The 19,480-nt window shown below is 43.6% G+C and carries 17 protein-coding genes and 1 riboswitch; of the genes, 13 read left to right on the top strand and 4 right to left on the bottom strand.

Features of this window, described 5'->3' with window-relative positions; genetic code table 11:
• Positions 1-167: 167 nt before the first annotated feature.
• The 5 genes from G633_RS0109705 to hisA all read left to right on the top strand — a co-directional run bounded on the left by G633_RS0109705 (position 168) and on the right by hisA (position 5,682).
• Entirely contained in the window at positions 168-1,601 is a 1,434-nt protein-coding gene (locus G633_RS0109705) for a TldD/PmbA family protein (RefSeq protein WP_026519784.1), read from the top strand.
• A gap of 15 nt (positions 1,602-1,616) precedes the next feature.
• The gene (locus G633_RS0109700; RefSeq protein WP_026519783.1) at positions 1,617-2,888 is read left to right on the top strand and encodes a metallopeptidase TldD-related protein; all 1,272 of its coding nucleotides are present in this window, start codon (positions 1,617-1,619) and stop codon (positions 2,886-2,888) included.
• 91 nt (positions 2,889-2,979) lie between these two features.
• Positions 2,980-3,152: riboswitch (Lysine riboswitch) on the top strand.
• A gap of 98 nt (positions 3,153-3,250) precedes the next feature.
• Positions 3,251-4,141 carry a 4-hydroxy-tetrahydrodipicolinate synthase gene (dapA, locus tag G633_RS0109695; protein ID WP_022769619.1) on the top strand — a complete coding sequence of 297 codons (891 nt, stop codon included), beginning with the start codon at positions 3,251-3,253 and terminating at the stop codon, positions 4,139-4,141.
• Positions 4,141-4,896, top strand: a complete 756-nt coding sequence (dapB, locus tag G633_RS0109690; RefSeq protein ID WP_026519782.1) for a 4-hydroxy-tetrahydrodipicolinate reductase — start codon at positions 4,141-4,143, stop codon at positions 4,894-4,896. Before dapA ends, dapB begins: the two co-directional genes overlap by 1 nt.
• A 12-nt stretch (positions 4,897-4,908) precedes the next feature.
• Complete coding sequence (hisA, locus tag G633_RS0109685) at positions 4,909-5,682, top strand: phosphoribosylformimino-5-aminoimidazole carboxamide ribotide isomerase (RefSeq protein ID WP_026519781.1); 774 nt, start codon at positions 4,909-4,911, stop codon at positions 5,680-5,682.
• 146 nt (positions 5,683-5,828) lie between these two features.
• Here hisA and G633_RS0109680 read toward each other — a convergent pair whose 3' ends face one another.
• Positions 5,829-6,029 (bottom strand): cold-shock protein, encoded by a 201-nt coding sequence (locus G633_RS0109680; RefSeq protein WP_013281837.1) that lies wholly within the window; start codon positions 6,027-6,029, stop codon positions 5,829-5,831.
• A gap of 95 nt (positions 6,030-6,124) precedes the next feature.
• Positions 6,125-7,861 (bottom strand): GGDEF domain-containing protein, encoded by a 1,737-nt coding sequence (locus G633_RS0109675; RefSeq protein ID WP_026519780.1) that lies wholly within the window; start codon positions 7,859-7,861, stop codon positions 6,125-6,127.
• A 222-nt stretch (positions 7,862-8,083) separates the two neighbouring features.
• Between G633_RS0109675 and G633_RS0109670 the strand changes: the two genes are divergently transcribed.
• The 8 genes from G633_RS0109670 (at position 8,084) to G633_RS0109635 (ending at position 18,126) form a co-directional block, all read left to right on the top strand.
• Positions 8,084-8,371 carry a YerC/YecD family TrpR-related protein gene (locus G633_RS0109670; RefSeq protein ID WP_022765063.1) on the top strand — a complete coding sequence of 96 codons (288 nt, stop codon included), beginning with the start codon at positions 8,084-8,086 and terminating at the stop codon, positions 8,369-8,371.
• A 166-nt stretch (positions 8,372-8,537) separates the two neighbouring features.
• A complete protein-coding gene (locus G633_RS19300; protein ID WP_026519779.1) occupies positions 8,538-10,049 on the top strand; it encodes an ABC transporter substrate-binding protein in 1,512 nt (503 codons plus the stop codon).
• Positions 10,050-10,167: 118 nt separating this feature from the next.
• Positions 10,168-11,091: an ABC transporter permease gene (locus G633_RS0109660; protein ID WP_022769612.1), complete on the top strand. Its 924-nt coding sequence runs from the start codon at positions 10,168-10,170 to the stop codon at positions 11,089-11,091.
• Positions 11,092-11,104: 13 nt separating this feature from the next.
• Positions 11,105-11,986 (top strand): carbohydrate ABC transporter permease, encoded by an 882-nt coding sequence (locus tag G633_RS0109655; protein WP_022769611.1) that lies wholly within the window; start codon positions 11,105-11,107, stop codon positions 11,984-11,986.
• Positions 11,987-12,003: 17 nt separating this feature from the next.
• Positions 12,004-13,725, top strand: coding sequence for a sensor histidine kinase (locus G633_RS0109650; protein ID WP_026519778.1), 1,722 nt, complete (start codon positions 12,004-12,006; stop codon positions 13,723-13,725).
• Positions 13,722-14,483 carry a response regulator transcription factor gene (locus G633_RS0109645; protein ID WP_026519777.1) on the top strand — a complete coding sequence of 254 codons (762 nt, stop codon included), beginning with the start codon at positions 13,722-13,724 and terminating at the stop codon, positions 14,481-14,483. The genes G633_RS0109650 and G633_RS0109645 overlap by 4 nt, the downstream gene beginning before the upstream one ends.
• Positions 14,484-14,500: 17 nt before the next feature.
• Entirely contained in the window at positions 14,501-15,841 is a 1,341-nt protein-coding gene (locus G633_RS0109640) for a carboxylesterase/lipase family protein (RefSeq protein WP_026519776.1), read from the top strand.
• An 8-nt stretch (positions 15,842-15,849) separates the two neighbouring features.
• Positions 15,850-18,126 carry a glycoside hydrolase family 2 protein gene (locus G633_RS0109635; protein WP_026519775.1) on the top strand — a complete coding sequence of 759 codons (2,277 nt, stop codon included), beginning with the start codon at positions 15,850-15,852 and terminating at the stop codon, positions 18,124-18,126.
• Positions 18,127-18,141: 15 nt separating this feature from the next.
• Here the strand turns inward: G633_RS0109635 and G633_RS18005 are convergent, their stop codons facing one another.
• A complete protein-coding gene (locus tag G633_RS18005) occupies positions 18,142-18,633 on the bottom strand; it encodes a bactofilin family protein (protein ID WP_022769604.1) in 492 nt (163 codons plus the stop codon).
• Between the two features lie 29 nt (positions 18,634-18,662).
• Positions 18,663-19,445: a murein hydrolase activator EnvC family protein gene (locus tag G633_RS0109625; protein WP_022769602.1), complete on the bottom strand. Its 783-nt coding sequence runs from the start codon at positions 19,443-19,445 to the stop codon at positions 18,663-18,665.
• Positions 19,446-19,480 lie beyond the last annotated feature (35 nt).

The following is a 19,480-nucleotide window of genomic DNA, read 5'->3' as shown; positions in this document are numbered from 1 at the left end:
TTGTCTCCTTAATATAGAAAAAACACATCCATTTCAAACTAAGGAATTATAGCACGCAAGTATTACATGTTCAACATAAAAATTTCACAGAAAACAAGGGCCTTTTGTGATAAAATTAAGCATGGTTGCGCAAAAAGTAACCAATTTGTGAAAGAAAAGGGGAAAAAATGAAGGCGAAATTTTCAACATATTTAAATGATATCGCGCCTAGTTTAAAAGACCTTATAGCAGAACTTGGAAAGAGTTATGACTATGTAAGCGTTCTTTCAACGGATTCCGTTGGCTTTAATGTCAGGGTTTCACAGCGCGTTAAGTCCGTGAGCGGATCGACACTTACCACTGAGAGAGGAAACGTCATCAGGGTCTACAAGGACGGCCTTTACAGCGAATACTCTTTTAACAGATTTGATCCTGACAGGGCAAAAGACATGGCGGCTGAAGTGAGGGGCGTTCTTGATGCCCAGCTGTCAGTCCTTGCGGCAACTAAGTCTGAAATCTACAACACTCCCAAGCTCGATGATGAGAAGCAGGAGCTCTATGTGGAGATGGAGACAGGCTCACTACCTGAGGAGACAGATATCTCAGCACTGGTTGACAAGCTCCAGAAATTCAGCGACGAAGGCGTAGCCCTTTCCGATGAAGTTATCGACTGCAACTGCGTGGCTCAGTCAACTCATATCTGCAAGATGTTCCTTACAGCTAATAAGGATCTTCGTCAGAGCTATGTTTATTCAGAAGGTGCAGCATTCATCATCGGAGCAAGAGATGGTAAGAGTGACCAGTCCTTCAGCGGAATCTCTGACAGGCTGGGACCTGAGATCTTTGACGGAATGGGAGAGGTGGTAAAAGAGAGCTTTAGAGGACTTAATGATACTCTGGGTGCCGACCATGTGATCCCCGGCGAGTACGAGATCATCACAACTCCCGAGATCTCCGGACTCATTGCCCATGAGGCTTTTGGCCACGGTGTTGAGATGGATATGTTTGTTAAAAAGAGAGCTCTCGGAGCAGAGTATTTAGGTAAGAGAGTCGGCTCAGACATTGTTACCATGCATGAGGGAGCAAAGTGCGTAAGAGACGTTACCAGCTATGCCTTTGATGATGAGGGAACTCCTGCAGGCGACGTTGTAGAGATCGACAAGGGTATCCTTAAGACCGGTGTTTGTGATGCACTCGCTGCCTTAAGGCTCGGAACAAAGCCCACAGGAAACGGCAAGAGAGAGAACTTCGAGCACAAAGTTTACACCAGAATGACCAACACTATGTTTGATTCCGGAACTTCAACCAAGGAAGAGATGATAAAGAGCGTTAAGAAGGGCTATCTTCTTGACGGAATGGATTCAGGTATGGAGGATCCCAAGCACTGGGGAATTCAGTGCATCGTGGCAAGAGGATACGAGATCATTGACGGTAAGCTCACAGGCAAGGTTGTTTCACCTGTTATCATGACCGGATATGTGCCCGATCTTCTAGGCTCAATTTCCATGGCAAGCACAGACTACGAATCCCATGGAAACGGCGCCTGCGGTAAAGGACACAAGGAATGGGTCAAGACCGTTGACGGAGGCCCGTATCTTAAAGCCGTAGCGAAACTTGGATAAAAGGGGAAACAGATAATGACAGATAGAATAATTGAACTTTTAAAAGCTCAGGGTGTTGACGGCTTTGAAGTTACAGATAAATGCACAAGCGCCTGGGAGTTTTACTTTATAAAGCATGAGCTGGACCAGAACAGAGTTCGTGATGTCGAGCATATCGATGTCACAGTTTACAGAAAGCTTGAGGATGGGAAATTCCTTGGAAGCGCAACTCAGGAGATATCACCCACAGCGTCTGAAGAGGAAGCTAAGAAGATAATAGCCGATCTCTACGAGAGAGCCCAATATGTTAAGAACCCATACTACGAGCTCAACAAAAAGAAGGTAGAGGGCGGCGGAGAGAAGTTTGACCCGGCACAGATGGCCAGGGACTTCATCGAAGCTATGCAGCAGATTCCGGAGACTTCCGGCGAGGACATCAACTCCTACGAGATCTTTGCAGAGAGCAACACAAGAAGATACGTAAACTCAGAGGGCGTTGATGTTACAGTCAGCTATCCCAGTTCGACGGTAGAAGTCGTTGTAAACGCAAGGAACGATAAGCACGAGATTGAGCTCTATCGCATGTATACTTCAGGAACCTGTGATAAGGACAATCTGGTAAAAGAGATCTCGAAGACCCTAAGCTTTGGTAAGGACAGACTTGTAACGGTTCCGACACCAGCACTGGATAAGGCAACAGTTCTTTTTACAACGGCTGATGCGGTAGAGATCTTCAAGTGGTTTGCCATGAAGATGCACGCAGCCTTTAAGTACCGCGGATACTCAGACTGGGAGAAGGGTAAGGCCATCTGCGAAAATGTAGAAGGTGATACTTTCACCATCAAGGCAGTAAAAGAGCTTCCCAACTCCTCATATAATGCACCTGTAGATTCTCAGGGCGCAGCGATACGTGACATGTATATCTTAAAGGAAAACGTTCCGGAGAACTTCTGGGGAGATGCTCAGTTCAGATACTACCTCGGCGTTACGGATTCCTTTATAGCAAGTAACTTCGCTGCTGAAGGCGGATCACTTTCAGAGAGCGAACTCAGGTGTGGCAACTACCTTGAGCCCGTTGAGTTCTCAGACTTCAGTGTGGACCCAATAACAGGAGACATCGCAGGAGAGATAAGGCTTGCTTACTGGCATGAGGGAGATAAGGTAACACCTGTAAGCGGAGGCTCTGTTTCCGGAACTCTCTCAGACCTTATAAAGAATGTAAGACTCTCAAAAGAGCTTAAGCAGTATGACACAACTCTTATTCCAAGTGCCGTAAAGATAGAAAACGTCACTGTTACAGGAGCTTAAGGCCGATCATTTAATGCTGACTTTATGGTAAAAAATGCCTATGTATTGACAGGTTATTGACCTGCGTTGTACTATTTAAAAAACACATAAGACATTAGATAGAGGTTGCATATTTAATGAGTAACTTCGCGGATGCTACAGGAGCAGGTGAAACGAAGTGGAAGGTAAATATGCCGAAAGGTTCAGTGACCTGTAATCTGAATGCTTGGGCATACAGTTAAGAGCTGTATGACTGTCATCGCAAGATGGGGCGCTATCAATAAGCTTAATCATTATGGCTATTTTTTGTTAGGCTTTTGGCGGCTCATCAGAATATCTGATGAGCCTTTCTTTATCTAATTTGTTCACAGAAGGAGGAAAATATGGCTATATTTAAGGGTGCTGGAGTTGCCATCGCGACTCCGTTCAAAGAAAATGGAGAGGTTAATTACGAGGAGTTCGAGAGACTGATCGAATTCCAGATCGCAAACGGAACAGATGCCATCATCGTCTGCGGAACAACAGGCGAGGCAGCAACCATGTCAGAAAAAGAGCACATGGAAGTAGTTAAGTTCTGTATCGACAAGGTGGCAAAGAGAATCCCTGTCATCGCCGGAACAGGTTCTAACTGCACAGAGACAGCAATCGAGCTTTCAAAGCTTGCAGAGGAGTACGGAGCAGATGGTGTTCTTCAGGTAACTCCATATTACAACAAGGCTACTCAGGGCGGACTTATTGCTCACTTCTCAGCCATTGCAGATGCTATAAATATTCCGATCATTCTTTACAACGTACCCAGCAGAACAGGATGCAACATCCTTCCCGAGACAGCTGTCAAGCTTGCAAAAGAGCACAAGAACATCGTCGGCATCAAGGATGCAACAGGAAATATTTCCCAGACCATCAAGATGATGCAGCTTGCAGAAGGCGCAATCGACCTCTATTCAGGTGATGACGACCAGATCGTTCCAATCATGTCAGTTGGTGGACTTGGCGTAATCTCAGTTCTTTCAAACGTTGCACCAAGACAGACACACGAGATCTGCCAGAAGTGCCTGGACGGCGATTTTGCTGCAGCTCGTGAGCTTCAGTTCAAGGCTTATCCTCTGGTAAAAGCTCTTTTCTCAGAAGTTAATCCTATCCCTGTTAAGTCAGCACTTAAGATGATCGGATTTAACGCAGGACCGCTTCGCCTTCCTCTCACAGAGATGGAACCACAGAATCAGGAAAAGCTTAAGGAAGAGATGATAAAGTTCGGTCTGGAGGTTAAGTGATGGTTAAAATGATAATGCACGGCTGTAACGGCCGTATGGGTCATGTGATCGTAGATCTCTGCAAGGAAGATCAGGATATTCAGGTAGTTGCAGGTGTAGATGCTTTTGGCGAGAATACTTACGATTTTCCTGTATTTAAGAGCCTTTCAGAGTGCAATATAGATGCAGATGTAATCGTTGATTTCTCCAATGCATCAGCAGTGGATGGACTTCTTGACTACTGCACAGATAAGGGGATTCCTGTAGTTCTCTGTTCAACAGGCCTTTCAGCTGAGCAGCTTGATAAGGTAAAAGAGGCTTCATCCAAGGTTGCAGTTCTTAAGTCAGCCAACATGTCTGTAGGTGTAAATGCACTTATAAAAGTGCTTAAGGAGGTTTCTCCTCTCTTTGCAGCAGCAGGCTTTGATATTGAGATCGTAGAGAAGCACCACAACCAGAAGCTTGATGCTCCTTCGGGAACAGCTATTGCTCTGGCTGATTCGATCAATGAGTCTTTGAACAATGAGTATGAATATGTTAACGATAGAAGCACAAGAAGAGAAAAACGCCCTGTAAAAGAGATTGGAATCTCTGCAGTCCGTGGCGGAACCATCGTTGGTGATCATGATGTTATCTTTGCCGGTCACGACGAGGTCGTAACGCTTTCTCACAGAGCATATTCAAGAGCTATCTTTGGAAAGGGTGCCATTCAGGCAGCCAAGTTCCTGGCAGGAAAGAGCGCAGGAATGTACGATATGAGCGATGTACTTCAGTGAGGTTTGTGATACATGAGATTCAGGCCCTGTATTGATATTCACAACGGCAAAGTTAAACAGATAGTCGGATCGAGCCTACAAGATGAAGGAGATAGTGCTTCTGAGAACTTCGTGTCTGCAAGAGGCGCTGATTACTACGCCAGAATGTACAAGGAACTGGGACTGTTTGGTGGCCATATCATTCTGCTTAATCCTCAGGGAAGTCCTTCCTATGAGATGACTAAAAAGCAGGGAATATCGGCACTTACAGCAACTCCCGGGCTATTACAGATTGGCGGAGGCATTACGGATGAAAATGCCTTAGAGTTTATAGAAGCCGGAGCTTCCCATGTAATAGTCACATCTTTTGTATTTAAAAATGGTCGTATCAACAAGACTAATCTTAAAAAGCTGGTTAAGGCAGTAGGAAAAGAGAGACTGGTTTTGGATCTCTCCTGTAAGAAAGTGGAAGATGATTACTTTGTAGTCACTGACAGATGGCAGAAGCTTACTGATGTTAAACTTGATGCAGCCACCATGGATGACCTTTCGGACTACTGCGATGAATTTCTTATCCATGCAGCAGATGTGGAAGGTAAACAGGAAGGCATAGAAGAAAACGTTGCCACAATCCTTGGACAATGGGCCAAAAAGCCTGTGACCTACGCGGGTGGTATAAAGAGCTGCAGTGATATAGAACTTTTGAAAAGGCTTGGAAACGGAAAGGTTGATGCCACGGTGGGAAGTGCGCTTGATATCTTCGGCGGAAGCCTTAAGATGAAAGAAGTAATAGAAGCTTGTAAATGAAATTTATAAGAAAACTCAAAAGAACCATCTGGTCTACACCAGATGGTTCTTATGATTAATCATTGTTACAATATTGCAAATTCAAAATAAATCTATTTTAGAATAAGGCACCTTGTAGTCTGATTAAATGCTTTAGTTACTCTGAATTAAAGCTTGTTTACGTTTACGGCCTGAGGTCCCTTTTCGCCCTGGATTACATCATACTCTACAGAAGCGCCCTCTTCGAGAGACTTGAAACCTTCCATGTTGAGTCCTGAATAATGTACGAATACATCATTTCCAGCCTCGTCAGAAATGAAGCCGTAACCCTTCTGGTTGTTGAACCACTTAACAGTACCTTTGTTCATCGTAATACCTCCAATAAAAATAAAAAAATAAAATGTTATGTTGTCTATGACAACATATTTACGATATCACATAAGTGGTCAAAAGTAAAGCAATTTCAGCCGAGAGAATGGAGCGATAGCAGGTCAGTGAAAGCCCTGTAATATCTAAAGTGTGTCTGGTTCCACAAAATAGTTTTTCCGACTGTGGAAATGATGAATATGCATTTTCTGTTATCTTTGTCGAAAAACCTGGTGTAAATTATGGAGTAAGTCTCTCTTTTAGTCAGGAATTCCTTGATGTTATGGGCAAAAGGCGGAAGCATTTCAAGGCGGTTTATAACAACGAAATCGTCGAGGGCAAAGTATTGTTCCAGCTCCGGACTATCTAATAGATTTATAACGAAGTCTGTTGCGACTTTGTCTGTTATAGCGTTACTTCCGGCGGAACATCTGTATTTAAAGGGTTCTCCAACAAACAGCATGACGTTTTGAAGATCAAAAGCCTCGGCAAATTCTGACATGTATTGTTCTACGGTGCTGTCCTTGTCATGAAGAGCCATGTTGAACATCTTGACGATGACATCGCCATAGGAGTTATCTCTTTCGTTGATCTTTCGGGTATTTTGTTGCTTCTGCCTTATTTCTTCCAGAGTTCCGTGTTTCTCAGGCGTGTATATGATATATCTGTTTCGGCCTTTTTCCTTGGCAAGATACAGACAGTGATCGGTAAGTTCAAACAGATCATCGTAGTTATCTGCGTCATTAGGGAAAACTGCTGCACCTATAGAAACAGAAAGAGGATTGTCTTTGTCGATTCCCTTATCCGGGAATGTGGAGGTGACTTTGTTTTTAATAGCCCTGAGTTTAGCCCTTAGCTCTTTTTCTGAAGAGATATCGTATAGAACAACAAGGAACTCATCGCCTCCGAATCGCCCTGAAATACCATCGGTGTCGATCTCGTTTGATATGATGCTGGCAGTTCTTTTGATGACTTCATCACCAAACTGATGGCCAAAGGTGTCGTTTACTGATTTGAAAAAGTCAATATCAATGATCGCAAGGGCAGTGCCTTCAAGCCTTCTGTCGTCAATCCTTTCTTTGGCGATCCTCAGGATATCACTTTTATCAAGAAGCCCGGTCATTGAATCGTGCTTGATGCTGTTTATCTTTACAGCTCCGCTGCTTCTTAAAAGCTGAATATGACCAACTACGCCATTGGTATCCTTGTCATAGAAAACAAAGGATTCATCCAGGACGGTATGTGTAACATCGGGATCATCATTTAAGAGGTTCCCTTTTACGGTGGTGGTACTTCTGCCAACACCTGATTTAACCTGAGTGATAAAGCCTTTTACACTGTCAATCTGTTCACCCTCTGCTCTGGAGAGAAGGATTTTTTCGAATTCTTCCGGAGAATAGAGCCTTGACTGGAAATCAGAAACTTCTGTATTGAAAACACTGATATTGTCCTCGCCCGGGGTATATACAAAGTAAACATCCTCGTACATATCCAGCTGAGCCTGGAATATATTTATGACTCTCATAAGAGAGCTGTGAGCATTTAAAAGGTCTGCAGCATTCACAATAGTAAGCCTTATGAAGTTTTCGTTTTCTTTTGCCGCCTTCATGTAGGTGTAATACATGGTATGATGGCAGATTATCTTACTGGGGTACCAGTTGCCGTCGCAGTTTTTGATGTTATTCTGATAGATTTCCATATCCTCCGCGGCTATCATTTCGTTCATGGGCTTAACTGCGTAGTTACCAAGCTGGTCGTAGATCCAAGCATCTGCTGAAACTATTCTCTGGTCTTTTTTTGAAATGACTATATCGTAAAAACTAACGTCCTTCATACGTCTTCCTCGTCAAGAAATGTAGGCGCTAACTATATACAACAATCAAATAAACATAATAACGCAAAATATTAATCTTATTATATAACAAATAATGACATGGAAAAAGCATATATGAGTCGGGCTTTACTTTAAAGTTTTAGCGTGATAAAATATTTAAGCATGAAAGCATTATTAACGGAATATAGTTAATAGCAAATCAGATCAGTTGGAGGGACAGAAATGAACAAAAAAATCAGAACAGATGCTGTTGATCACTTGTTTGATGCAATACTCTGCCTGCAAAATAAAGAGGAGTGCTACAGCTTCTTCGAGGATCTGTGTACAGTAAATGAGCTTTTATCGCTCTCACAGAGATTTGAAGTTGCTTCAATGCTCAGAGATAAGAAGACATACCTTGAGATAGCTGAGAAGACCGGAGCTTCTACAGCGACAATCAGTAGAGTAAACAGATCTCTTAACTACGGAGATGACGGTTACGAGCTGGTATTTACCAGAATGCAGGACTGAGAAAAACACTGATATACAGAGGCTGTGCAGAATGAGAAATCATTTTCACAGCCTCTTTTAAATTTATAATAACAGGTTCTCAAATTATAAATTGAGGTTTCGATTTTGATATTTTTTTAATTTCCGGTTGAGTAGAATTGAGACTATCAACAGGAGGGAAAAGGAAATGAAAAAGAAATTTTTAAGCCTATTGTTATCCACAGTTATGGCGGGAACAATTCTCGCCGGTTGCGGTTCTGATGAGGGGGTTACATCAGATTCCACACCAGCAGCAACAAATGCTGCCACAGAGAGTGGCGCAGGGGAGTCAGAGAGTAAGGAGATTGAAAAGATCACAATGTATCTTCCCACATCAGGAAAGACCGATGATATCGCAACTGTCCTTGAGAAGGTCAATGAGATCACTACCGAGAAGATCGGTGTTGAGCTTGACATCAAGACCTATGAGATGGGTCAGTGGTTCCAGCAGTACTCACTTTTCCTCAGCGGAACAGAGGATGTGGATGTCCTCGTCAACTACGGCGGATATCTCAACGCTGTTTCCCAGGGAGCTGCATATGATCTGACAGATCTTCTTCCCGAGTACGGACAGGACATCATCGCTGCGGAGGGAGAATTCCTTAAGGGCGGCCAGGTTGAAGGCGTTCAGTATGCGATTCCGATCTATGCTTCTTATGCATGGAACATGGGTATCATCTACCGCAAGGATGTGGTGGAGGAACTCGGACTTCAGGATATGGTTGCAAATGTTAAGACCCTTGAGGACTGGGGCGAAGTGCTTGCAGCTGTAAAGGAAGCAAAGCCTGACATGACACCTTTTGTAACAAACAACGGCAACCAGGCAGCAAACTTCAACTATGGAACATGGGACACTCTCGGCAATGTATACGGAGTCCTTATGGATGGCGGCAAGACCAAAGATGTAGTAGACCTCTTTGAGACAGATGAGTATGCAGGGCTCTGCAATGTGATGCACAGCTGGTATGTAAACGGCTACACCAACAAGGATATCCAGACACAGACAGATTCCTTCACAGCTCTTACCAAGAACGATGCAGCATTTTCAACTCTTGGTCAGACAGATTTCAACACACCGTTCTATCAGTCAACTACCTGCCAGAAGGACATTGATGTAGTAATGCTCGGTGATCCGGTATCAAGAACATACAACAACGTAACATATACGGTTATGTCCAACTCTGAGCACCCTGAGGCTGCAGTTAAGTTCCTGAACCTCTGGTTCACAGATCCCGAGCTCGGAACACTTATCAAGTACGGTATTGAGGGAGTTCACTATCAGCTCGATGAAAACGGTATGGGATGTTACCTTGAGGGACAGGATCCTTCATCCTGCACATATCACCTCGGAAGCGCGATCAACAATACAAACGCGATCCGCTGGACCGGAGAGAACCCTGATTATTCTGAGCTTCTTTTAGAGAGCAACAACAATTCTCCCAAGTCAGTAGCACTTGGATTCTCTTTCAACACAGAGAACGTAACAAACGAGATCACACAGCTCGACAACGTATGCAGCAAATACCAGATCGGACTTGAGTGCGGAGCACTTGATCCGGAGACTGACCTTCCCAAGTTCATTGATGAACTTAAGAGTGCAGGACTCGACACAGTGATTGCAGAGAAGCAGGCACAGCTCGACGCTTTCCTTGCACAGTAAGAAACAGCTGAACAGAATAAACTGAGATTTAAGGGCGCAGATTACAGTGAAAGCTGTGCTGTGCCCTTTTTTTACCCAAAAACAGGTGCTTTTTAGATAGTACAGATGAGGTTTGAAAATGAAACAGAAAAATATATGGAAACAAATTAGAAAATATCTTCCATTCTATATAATGGCACTGCCGGCGGTTGTGTACTTTTTTATCAACAACTACATTCCGATGGGAGGGCTGATACTGGCCTTTGAGAAATACACTGTCAAAGGCGGAATATTTGGCAGCAAAAAAGTGGGATTTGATAATTTCAAATTCCTGTTTAAGAGTTCTGATGCCTGGATCATGACGAGAAATACCCTTCTTTATAACCTGGTGTTCATAATTCTGGGGACGGTTCTTGCGATTGTAGTAGCCTACCTTCTCCATGAACTTAAGAGCAATATGTCCAGAAAGGTCTATCAGACGCTCATTCTTTTCCCAAGTCTTCTGTCCATAATCATCGTATCTTACTTGGTAAATGCGATCCTCGCGGGAGACACAGGCTACATCAACATGCATATATTAAAGCCCATGGGGCTTGAGCCGATAGCCTTTTACAGTGAAAAGAAATGGTGGCCGTTCTTTCTGACTTTCGTGCACTTGTGGCAGATCACAGGAACTAACTGTATTTTGTACCTCGCGAATATGTCGGCTATTGATCCCGGACTTTACGAGGCTGCAAGCCTTGACGGTGCAGGCAGATGGCATTGCTTTACAAAGATCACGATTCCCTGCCTGATACCGACTATCATTACACTTACAATTCTTGCAGTAGGCAAGATATTCAACTCGGATTTTGGTCTGTTCTATCAGGTGCCCCTTAATTCAGGCGCTATCGTAGATGTTACACAGACTATCGATACTTATGTTTACAGAGGACTTATGAACACAGCGAATATGGGAATGAGTGCAGCAGCGTGCTTCTATCAGTCGGTTGTGGGATTTGCCCTTGTTCTTATAACTAATGCTCTGGTTAAAAAGCTGAGCAAAGAAAACGCAATGTTCTGATTGGAGGCGCGAAATGGTTAAGAAAGATACAGGTTTTCAGATTTTAGCCCATGTGGTAATGATCATCATGGGAATACTGGTGGTATTTCCGCTTGCCCTTCTTGTTATGTCCTCAATCACTGCAGAAGCTGATATAATGAAGTATGGGTATTCGATATTCCCCAAAAATTTTGATTTTACATCGTACAAATATATATTTGGTGAGGGAAGTATTTTCCACTCATATTTTATAACTATAATTGTTACGCTTATCGGTACTTTGATCAGTGTTGTTATTACAACCATGATCTCATACACACTTACAGTACCCGGCCTTCCGGGAAAAGGACTGCTGAGTTTTTACGTCCTTTTCACAATGCTCTTTTCCGGAGGACTTGTTCCAAGTTATATGATGTGGACCAGTATGTTCCATGTTAAAAACACAATTGTTGCACTGATCGTTCCTTTTATGCTCTGTAATGCATTCCACATCATGATCACAAGAACTTATTTTGCCAACAATATTCCAAAAGAGATTCTTGAGAGCGCAAGAATTGACGGAATGACTGAGTTTGGGATATTCTTTAAGATTGTACTGCCCCTTAGTACACCCATCATTGCAACAATCGGATTTATGAAGGCTCTTATGTACTGGAATGACTGGAAGAACAGCCTTTATTTCATAACAGATAAAGAATTTGTCGGTATTCAGGCGCTGCTCAACAACATGCTCACAAACGTGCAGTACCTTTCCCAGTCAGCAGATGCATCAAGCGTAGCAATGGAGAGCAATATCCCCACACTTGGAATTCGTATGGCAGTTGCGGTTGTAGGTATGATACCTATGGCTGTTCTCTATCCGTTCTTCCAGAAGTACTATATGAAGGGACTTACAGTTGGAGCGGTAAAAGGCTGATTTAAGAGGAGACTACGGTGAGAAAGACATCACTGCAGAGATGGTTAAGAAAATACTGGCTTGTTACGACGATCCTTTTTGTGTCGATGTTTTTGATCCTGCACACTGTTCTTGTAAGGAATATTACACTTCGGACAGAGAACGGGATCAGAAACAGTATAACCATCTCGGCGGTTGGTATAGAGAACTCTCTTCAAATGGTTGACGGCTTTGTAAATGAAGCGCTATACAGCGATTCGACACAATCCACTTCGCAGCTATACTACTCCCTGAAAAACGAAAAAGATCCGCTCTCGCTCTTAAGCGCAAGATCAGCGGTCCTTAAGTCACTTCAAAGTATCTGGACCTGGTCGGCAATGATAGATTACATTATGCTTTATACCGACAGGGAAGATGAATTTAAATGGCTTGAGGTCGGAGGAGATCAAGACATAAAGGTCAGAAACCAGATCAAGCAGACTCTGTCAGACTATCTTGAAGACGGAAATATGTCAGGGATAAAAAGATATATGATCTGGCCCAGTGATTATGGCAATCAGATGCTCAGAGTCCTTAAGGTAAACGGAAGTTACCTGGTGGTCGGAGTTTCTCAAAGAGAGATACTAAACACGCTGGGGAGGGCTTCTTTCGATGAGGAGAGCATCTCTTTTGCTGCAGATGAAAACGGGAATATTATATTCTCGTCGGCGCCTTTGGACTGCACAATAAATTCGGAGAATGAGGGAAGATATATAACCGTTAACGGGAAAAGATATCTTCAGACCGGATACGTTTCGGGGCAGGGAAATTACTATTTTGGCTCGCTTACGTTAAGGGCGGATATATTAAAAGAAACGTTCACCTTTGATATGGTGTTCCTTATAGTTTCAATCTTAATAATGCTTCTCTTCCCTCTGTCCATAGTTCTTTTGCGGAAAAACATTGAAAAGCCCATCGAGACCATCTCGGATAAAATGAACGAGATATCAGAGGGAGATCTTGATGCCACGGTAGATGAGGAATTCTTTATAAAAGAGCTTGATGTTCTGGTGAGGGCTTTTAACCACATGAGCAGCAGGCTGGGGCAGCTTAAGATTGAGAAGTATGAGATGGAGCTTGAAGCACAGAAGGCTACAATGCAGTATCTTCAGCAGCAACTTAAGCCACACTTTTTTGCCAATGTTTTAAACATTATTTATTCGCTTGCAGAGCGCAAGGACTTTGAGACAATACAGAGATTATCAAAGGCTATAGTCAGTTACTCAAGGTATATGTTCCAGGATACAAGAGAACTGGTTGAGCTCAGCAGAGAGCTGGAGCAGCTTGGATACTACATGGAGATCCAGGAAATAAGGTATATGAAGCAAATCAGGATGGATATTGATATTCCTGATGAACTTTTAAGTGCGTTGGTGCCTCCTTTTATTATCCTGACCTTCGTTGAAAATGCCGTCAAATACGCATTTTCATCTCAGAAAAATTCTGTTATAGAAGTAAGAGCCAAAGCAGATGATGATAAGGAATACATGATGATCACAGTCCATGATAATGGAGCAGGATATCCTGATCATGTCCTTAATGCGGACCTTGAGGATGTAAGCGATGAGGGACATGTGGGCCTTACCAATATCATCAGAAGGCTTAGACTGATATATGCCGATAAGGCACAAATTGAACTTAAGAACGAAGATGGTGCATTTACCACCATCAGAATTCCGTGCATTACAATGAATGATAGTTTTGGGGATGATGACCTATGAAGAAATTTAACATCCTGTTGACAGATGACGAGGAACCGGCACTACTTGGCCTTGAAGAGGGCGTCAACTGGGAGAAACTGGACGTTGAAAAAATTTATAAGTGCCACAGCAAGGATACAGCAGTAAGAATGCTTAAGACTTATCCGATTGATATCCTGATAACCGATATTGAAATGCCAAACGGAAACGGCATTGAGCTGATCAGGTGGCTTAGGGAAAATAAGCCCGGAGTAAAGGCTGTGTTTTATACAGGGCATGCGGAATTTGCGTATGCTCAGGAGGCTCTGCGCCTCGGGGTAGAAGATTATCTTTTAAAACCTATTCCCTACGATGAGCTTGAGGAGATAATCTCCCGCATTGAGAAAAAGATCATTCTTGAGGAAAAATCTGTGGATTTCTCGGAACTTGCCGAGGATAGCGCGGTTGAATCACCTGAGAGCATTGTTGATACCGTTAAAAAGCTGATAGCTGAAAATCTCTCTGTGGGAAATCTACAGAGGGATGAACTTGCTGCCATGGTGCATGTCAGCAGCGGATATCTAGGAAGAATATTTAAGAAAGAAACCGGTCTGGCTATCAGTGACTACATAGTTAAAAAGAGAATTGCCGTTGCCAAGCAGCTTCTTTCAAAAACTTCGCTTTCGGTTACTGATGTGTCCAACAGAGTCGGATTTACCTACTCGTCATATTTTACCAAGACCTTCAAGGAACATACCGGAATGACACCACAGGAATTCAGGCAGCAGAACAAAATCTGATAAATGGGGAAATATATATGCTTGTTAAGACTAAATATGGAGAAATTGAGGGCATCCGTGAGAGAGGATGCATAGTTTATAAGGGAGTTCCTTATGCCAAGGCTCCCATCGGAGATTTAAGATTTAAAAAGCCTATAGAGCCTGATAAATGGCAGGGCGTATACAAGGCAGACCACTTCCGCGACAGGTCGTTGCAGGGACCTCAGAGAGGTGGTTTTTATTATAAGGAGTTTTACTCAAATCCTGAGTTTGATGTTCCGCAGAGTGAAGACAGCCTGTATTTGAATATATGGGTACCACAGAATGCAGATGCAGATTCAAAACTTCCTGTAGCTGTATATGTTCACGGAGGCGCTTTTCTTTCAGGTGCAGGCAGTAATCTTCCATTTGTCTGTGATAAACTTGTGCAGGAAAATGTTATCATAGTAACTTTAAACTACAGACTCGGAGCTCTGGGCTTTTTGTGTCACCCATATCTTGCTGTTAATGGAGAAAATGAAGCCGGCGGAAATTATGGACTTTGGGATCAGCTCATGGCTTTCAAATGGGTAAAAGAGAATATCGCATCTTTCGGAGGGGATCCGGATAAAATAACAGCTTTTGGACAGTCGGCAGGTGCGATGAGCCTTCAGGCGCTGGCTCTTTCGGGACGGCTTGAGGGACTTGTCAGTGGAATGATACTGCAGAGCGGAGGAGGTTATAAAAATCCTCTCGGGGAGCTTAGGACCCCTGATAAGGCAGCAGAGATCGCTGAGATGCTCTTTGAAGAGCTTGGAGCAGATGCCTCTGACAAAAGGAATGTGCTTGATAAGCTCATAAACACTCCCTCTGATGTTTTGATCGAGAAGATAGGTGCTACCATAGGCAGGAGTTTTCAGGAAAAGAAAGGAATGCCCTTTGTGCCTGTTTTGGACGGAGAACTTTTGACAGACAGTCTTGATAAGCTTACGGATGAGGGGCATTACCTAAAAATCCCATATATCCTTGGGTGCAACGGTGATGACATTACAACTGAGGGGAATGCGGAGAAAAGAGCTGATAACAATCCCATGCATCTTGCCAATATATCCTATGCAGGCAAAGTTTCGGACAATGGCGGAAAAGCTTATGTATACTATTTTGACCGTAAGATGCCCGGGGATGATGCAGGCTCTTTTCACTCGGCAGAGCTCTGGTATGTGTTTGGAAGCCTTGAATACTGCTGGAGACCTTTGGAAGAAAAAGACTATGCCCTGTCCCGGGAGATGATCACGTACTGGACCGACTTTATTAAGACAGGAGATCCCAATGCCTCAGGCAGGGAGGCCCTTTGGAACTGTTATGAAGAAGCAGACGGTTTTGTAAAGAAATTTGAGTGAGGTGGAAATTGAGAAGGATAATAGAATTTAATGAAAACTGGGAATTTTATAAAGGAGATATGGAGCCAATCGGATCAGAGAATGTCTCCTTTGAAAAGGTAAGCCTTCCTCATACCTATAATGCATTTGACGGACAGGATGGCGGCAATGATTATTATCAGGGAAGAGCATGGTACAGAAGAAAGTTTGCTTCGGACGATATACCTGAGGGATTTGGAGAAAATATTTATATCAGGTTTGGCGCAGCAAGCAAAAGAGCTGATGTGTATTTAAACGGCTCTCTTATCGGAAGCCATGACGGAGGATTTTCTGCATTTACATTAGATATGTCAGGTAAGATTAAGGATGGAGATAACGAGATTCTTGTAATGGTCGATAACAGTAAGGATCTTCCGATATATCCCATGTTTGCGGATTTTACTTTCTTTGGCGGACTCTACAGGGGTGTTCAGATAATCTGCTTTGACAACGGCGAGCACTTCAAAGTGGATGAATACGGCACAGATGCTCTTATGATCACTCCTTCTGAGGATACCGTTAAGGTCAGATTCATAGCCCTTGCCAAAGAGAAGACATGTACTGTTGCAATTTATGATGTGAACGGTGAGAATACTCAGAAAGTGGCAGAAAAGACCGTTAGCTGCAATGAGAGCGGACAACCGACAGAGGTAGAACTTACTGTTCCTTCTCCGCATCTGTGGAATGGCCTTTGTGATCCTCATCTTTATAAAGCAGTTGTCACAATGGACTTTGATGAAATCTCTTCTGATTTTGGCTTCAGGAGCTTTAATGTTGATGTTGAGAAAGGTTTTTTCCTCAATGGAAATTCATATCCCCTGAGAGGTGTGTGCAGACATCAGGACAGAGAAGATATGGGATGGGCCATCACTTCCAAAGAACATGACGAGGATATGGGGCTCATCAGGGAAATCGGAGCAAATACCGTAAGACTTGCGCATTATCAGCAGGCTCCGTATTTTTATGATCTCTGCGATAAAGAGGGACTGGTGGTATGGGCTGAGATTCCGTTCATAAGCGGATATGATAGCAGAAAAGAAGCTGATGAGAATCTTAGGAGCCAGCTAAAAGAGCTTATCGTGCAGAATTTTAATCACCCATCTATCTGTTTCTGGGGCGTTGCCAATGAGATCGGAATCGGCGGAGAAAACGAGGAGATGTACAGGATCCTGGCTGAGCTTAATGCTATTGCAAAAGAGATGGATCCTACACGACTTACCACCATCGCCAATGTAGGAATGACAAGCACTTCAAGTCCTCTTTTCCACAATACGGATATCGCGACATATAACGAGTACAAGGGATGGTACGAAGGTGGCCCTGATGATCACGGCATCTTTGCCGATGAAAAGCATGGTGAACTGAAAGATATTGCTCTTGGCATCAGTGAATATGGAGCAGAAGCAGTGATGAGCTGGCACAGTGCAGAACCCAAGGTCAAGGATTACACTGAGGAATACCAGGCCCTGGTGCATGAAAAGGCTATTGAAGCTTTTGGAAAAAGAGATTATCTTTGGGGCACATGGCTCTGGAATATGTTTGACTTTGCTGCGGACAACAGGGATGAAGGCGGATGCAAGGGCAGAAATAACAAGGGCCTTGTAACCTATGACAGGAAGGTAAAAAAGCAGGCATTCTATCTTTACAAGGCGCTTTGGACTAAGGAACCTTTCATCTATGTATGTGGAAAGAGGTTTACAAAACGCTATGAAGAGAAGGTGAGTGTCAAGGCATACAGTAACCTCAAGGAGCTTTCTCTTTTTGTGAACGGAGAATGCATGCAGACATTGAAGGGGGAGACATGCTTTGTATTTGAGCCTGTTGAGCTGTCTGGCGGAGCAAACACTGTTTTGGTAAGTGGAAATGGTCTTGAAGATAGTGCGATATTTGAGAAGGTGGAGAGCATTCCTTCAGAGTATGTTTACAAGGAGGAAAAGAACCTTTCAGAGGCAGTTACGCAGTGGTTTGCTTCAGTGACAAACGGTGCACAGGAGACTGCTGTAAAAGAATTGGTGGTCAATGAAGGATATCTTTCTGTATATGATCCTTTGGAAGAGGTTTACAGATATCCGGAGGGTTTTGACACAATTCAGGAACTGGTGGCAAAGCCCATGTCGCTTATAAATCCTTCCATGGCAGATCGCATGAAGACAGGAGGGGCTATGAGCTTCCACAGTATTTGGAATCATATATCCAAGATGTTCCCGGATGATCTGATCTATATGGTTAATGAAAGACTGAACAAAATTAAGAAAGAGGAGCCTTAAGGTTCCTCTTTTCTCTTATTTGTTTTCTTCTTTGTTTTCTTCTTTATTCTCTTCTTTGTTTTCGTCTTTCTTTTCTTCTGTGGTTTCTTCAGAAGACTTGTCGGCAACCGCGCGCTCTTTTGCAATTGCTGCAGAGCTCTTGTCGATGGATGTCATCTCGCAATTTCCGTGGAATACTGCGTTCTCATCAATGATGATTCCCTTGCAGGTAACATCGCCGATGACCTTACCGGTATCGCTGATCTCAACCTTGCCCTGAGGAGCGGATACATTACCTGTGATCTCGCCTGCAACATAGGCATTCATTGCTGAAACCGTTCCGGTGATCTTGCCTTCCTGACCCACGATGAGAGCACCACTAATGGTCACGTTGCCGTTTACTGTACCGTCGATTCTGGTTGAATCTTTGGTTGTAAGCGGACCGTCAAGGATTGCTCCGGGACCAATGATGGTTCCCACCTGTTCTAAAGCAGGATCTACACTGTTGTCTTTTTTGCTTCCAAACATGATATTTCCTCCGTTTGATATTCGGGCCATTACCCGTTGATTTCTGTTAGTTCTTCCGGGTTGATATATTGTTCATTCTGCTGTATCTGATAGCCGAGTGTTGTGTTGTCTTCAGATATAACGAAGATAATATCACCCTTATCTATGGCAGATCCTTCTGTGACAAGAGGATCGCCCATATTTCTGTAAATTGAGATATAACCGTTGCCGTGGTCGATGGTGACCATGTTACCGAACTTAACATCTGTGGTAACGGTCTGTACTGTTCCGGAGCCTGCTGCGATGACGCTGTTACCGGCAGCGGAATCAAATAGTACCAGCGGATTGCCTGTGGCTGTGTCCTTGTTGTCCTCGGTGATCTTGGTGACCTTGGTTTCGTTTGGATCATCCACTGCGGGAGTCATGGATGCAGTTCCTGTTAAAGGAAATCCTGTGGGAATTGCAAGTGTCTCGGCTTCTTCCGCTGAAATCTGCTCATCCTCAAGCCTTTGGTTGAGGGCTGCCGAAAGCTGCTGAACCTTGGTCTCGAGTTCTCCGTTTGAGGCCTCCAGGGTTGCGCTCTCAGTTGTCAGCTCATCAATCTGTGCCTTCTGTTCAAGTTCAATGGAACGAAGATGGTTTATGGTGATGGCAGAGTAGATTATATAACAGATAATAACCAGCGCTATACCAAAGGCTGTGTAAGCCAGCAGCTGCGTCCTGAAGTGGTTCAGATGGAGTCTCTTGGTACTGCCATCAGAGTCACCGGATATGACCATGAAGGTATAGTGTCTCTTATGTCTGTGTTTTCTGGGCTTTTTTTCTGTGCTCATATAAACCTCCGACTTAACACTTTATTTTAACACGT

This window comes from Butyrivibrio sp. FCS006, from assembly GCF_000424525.1.
Taxonomy (GTDB): Bacteria; Bacillota; Clostridia; order Lachnospirales; family Lachnospiraceae; genus Butyrivibrio.
The sequence above is the reverse complement of the archived record's forward strand: the minus strand, read 5'-3'. Positions and strand labels throughout refer to the sequence as shown.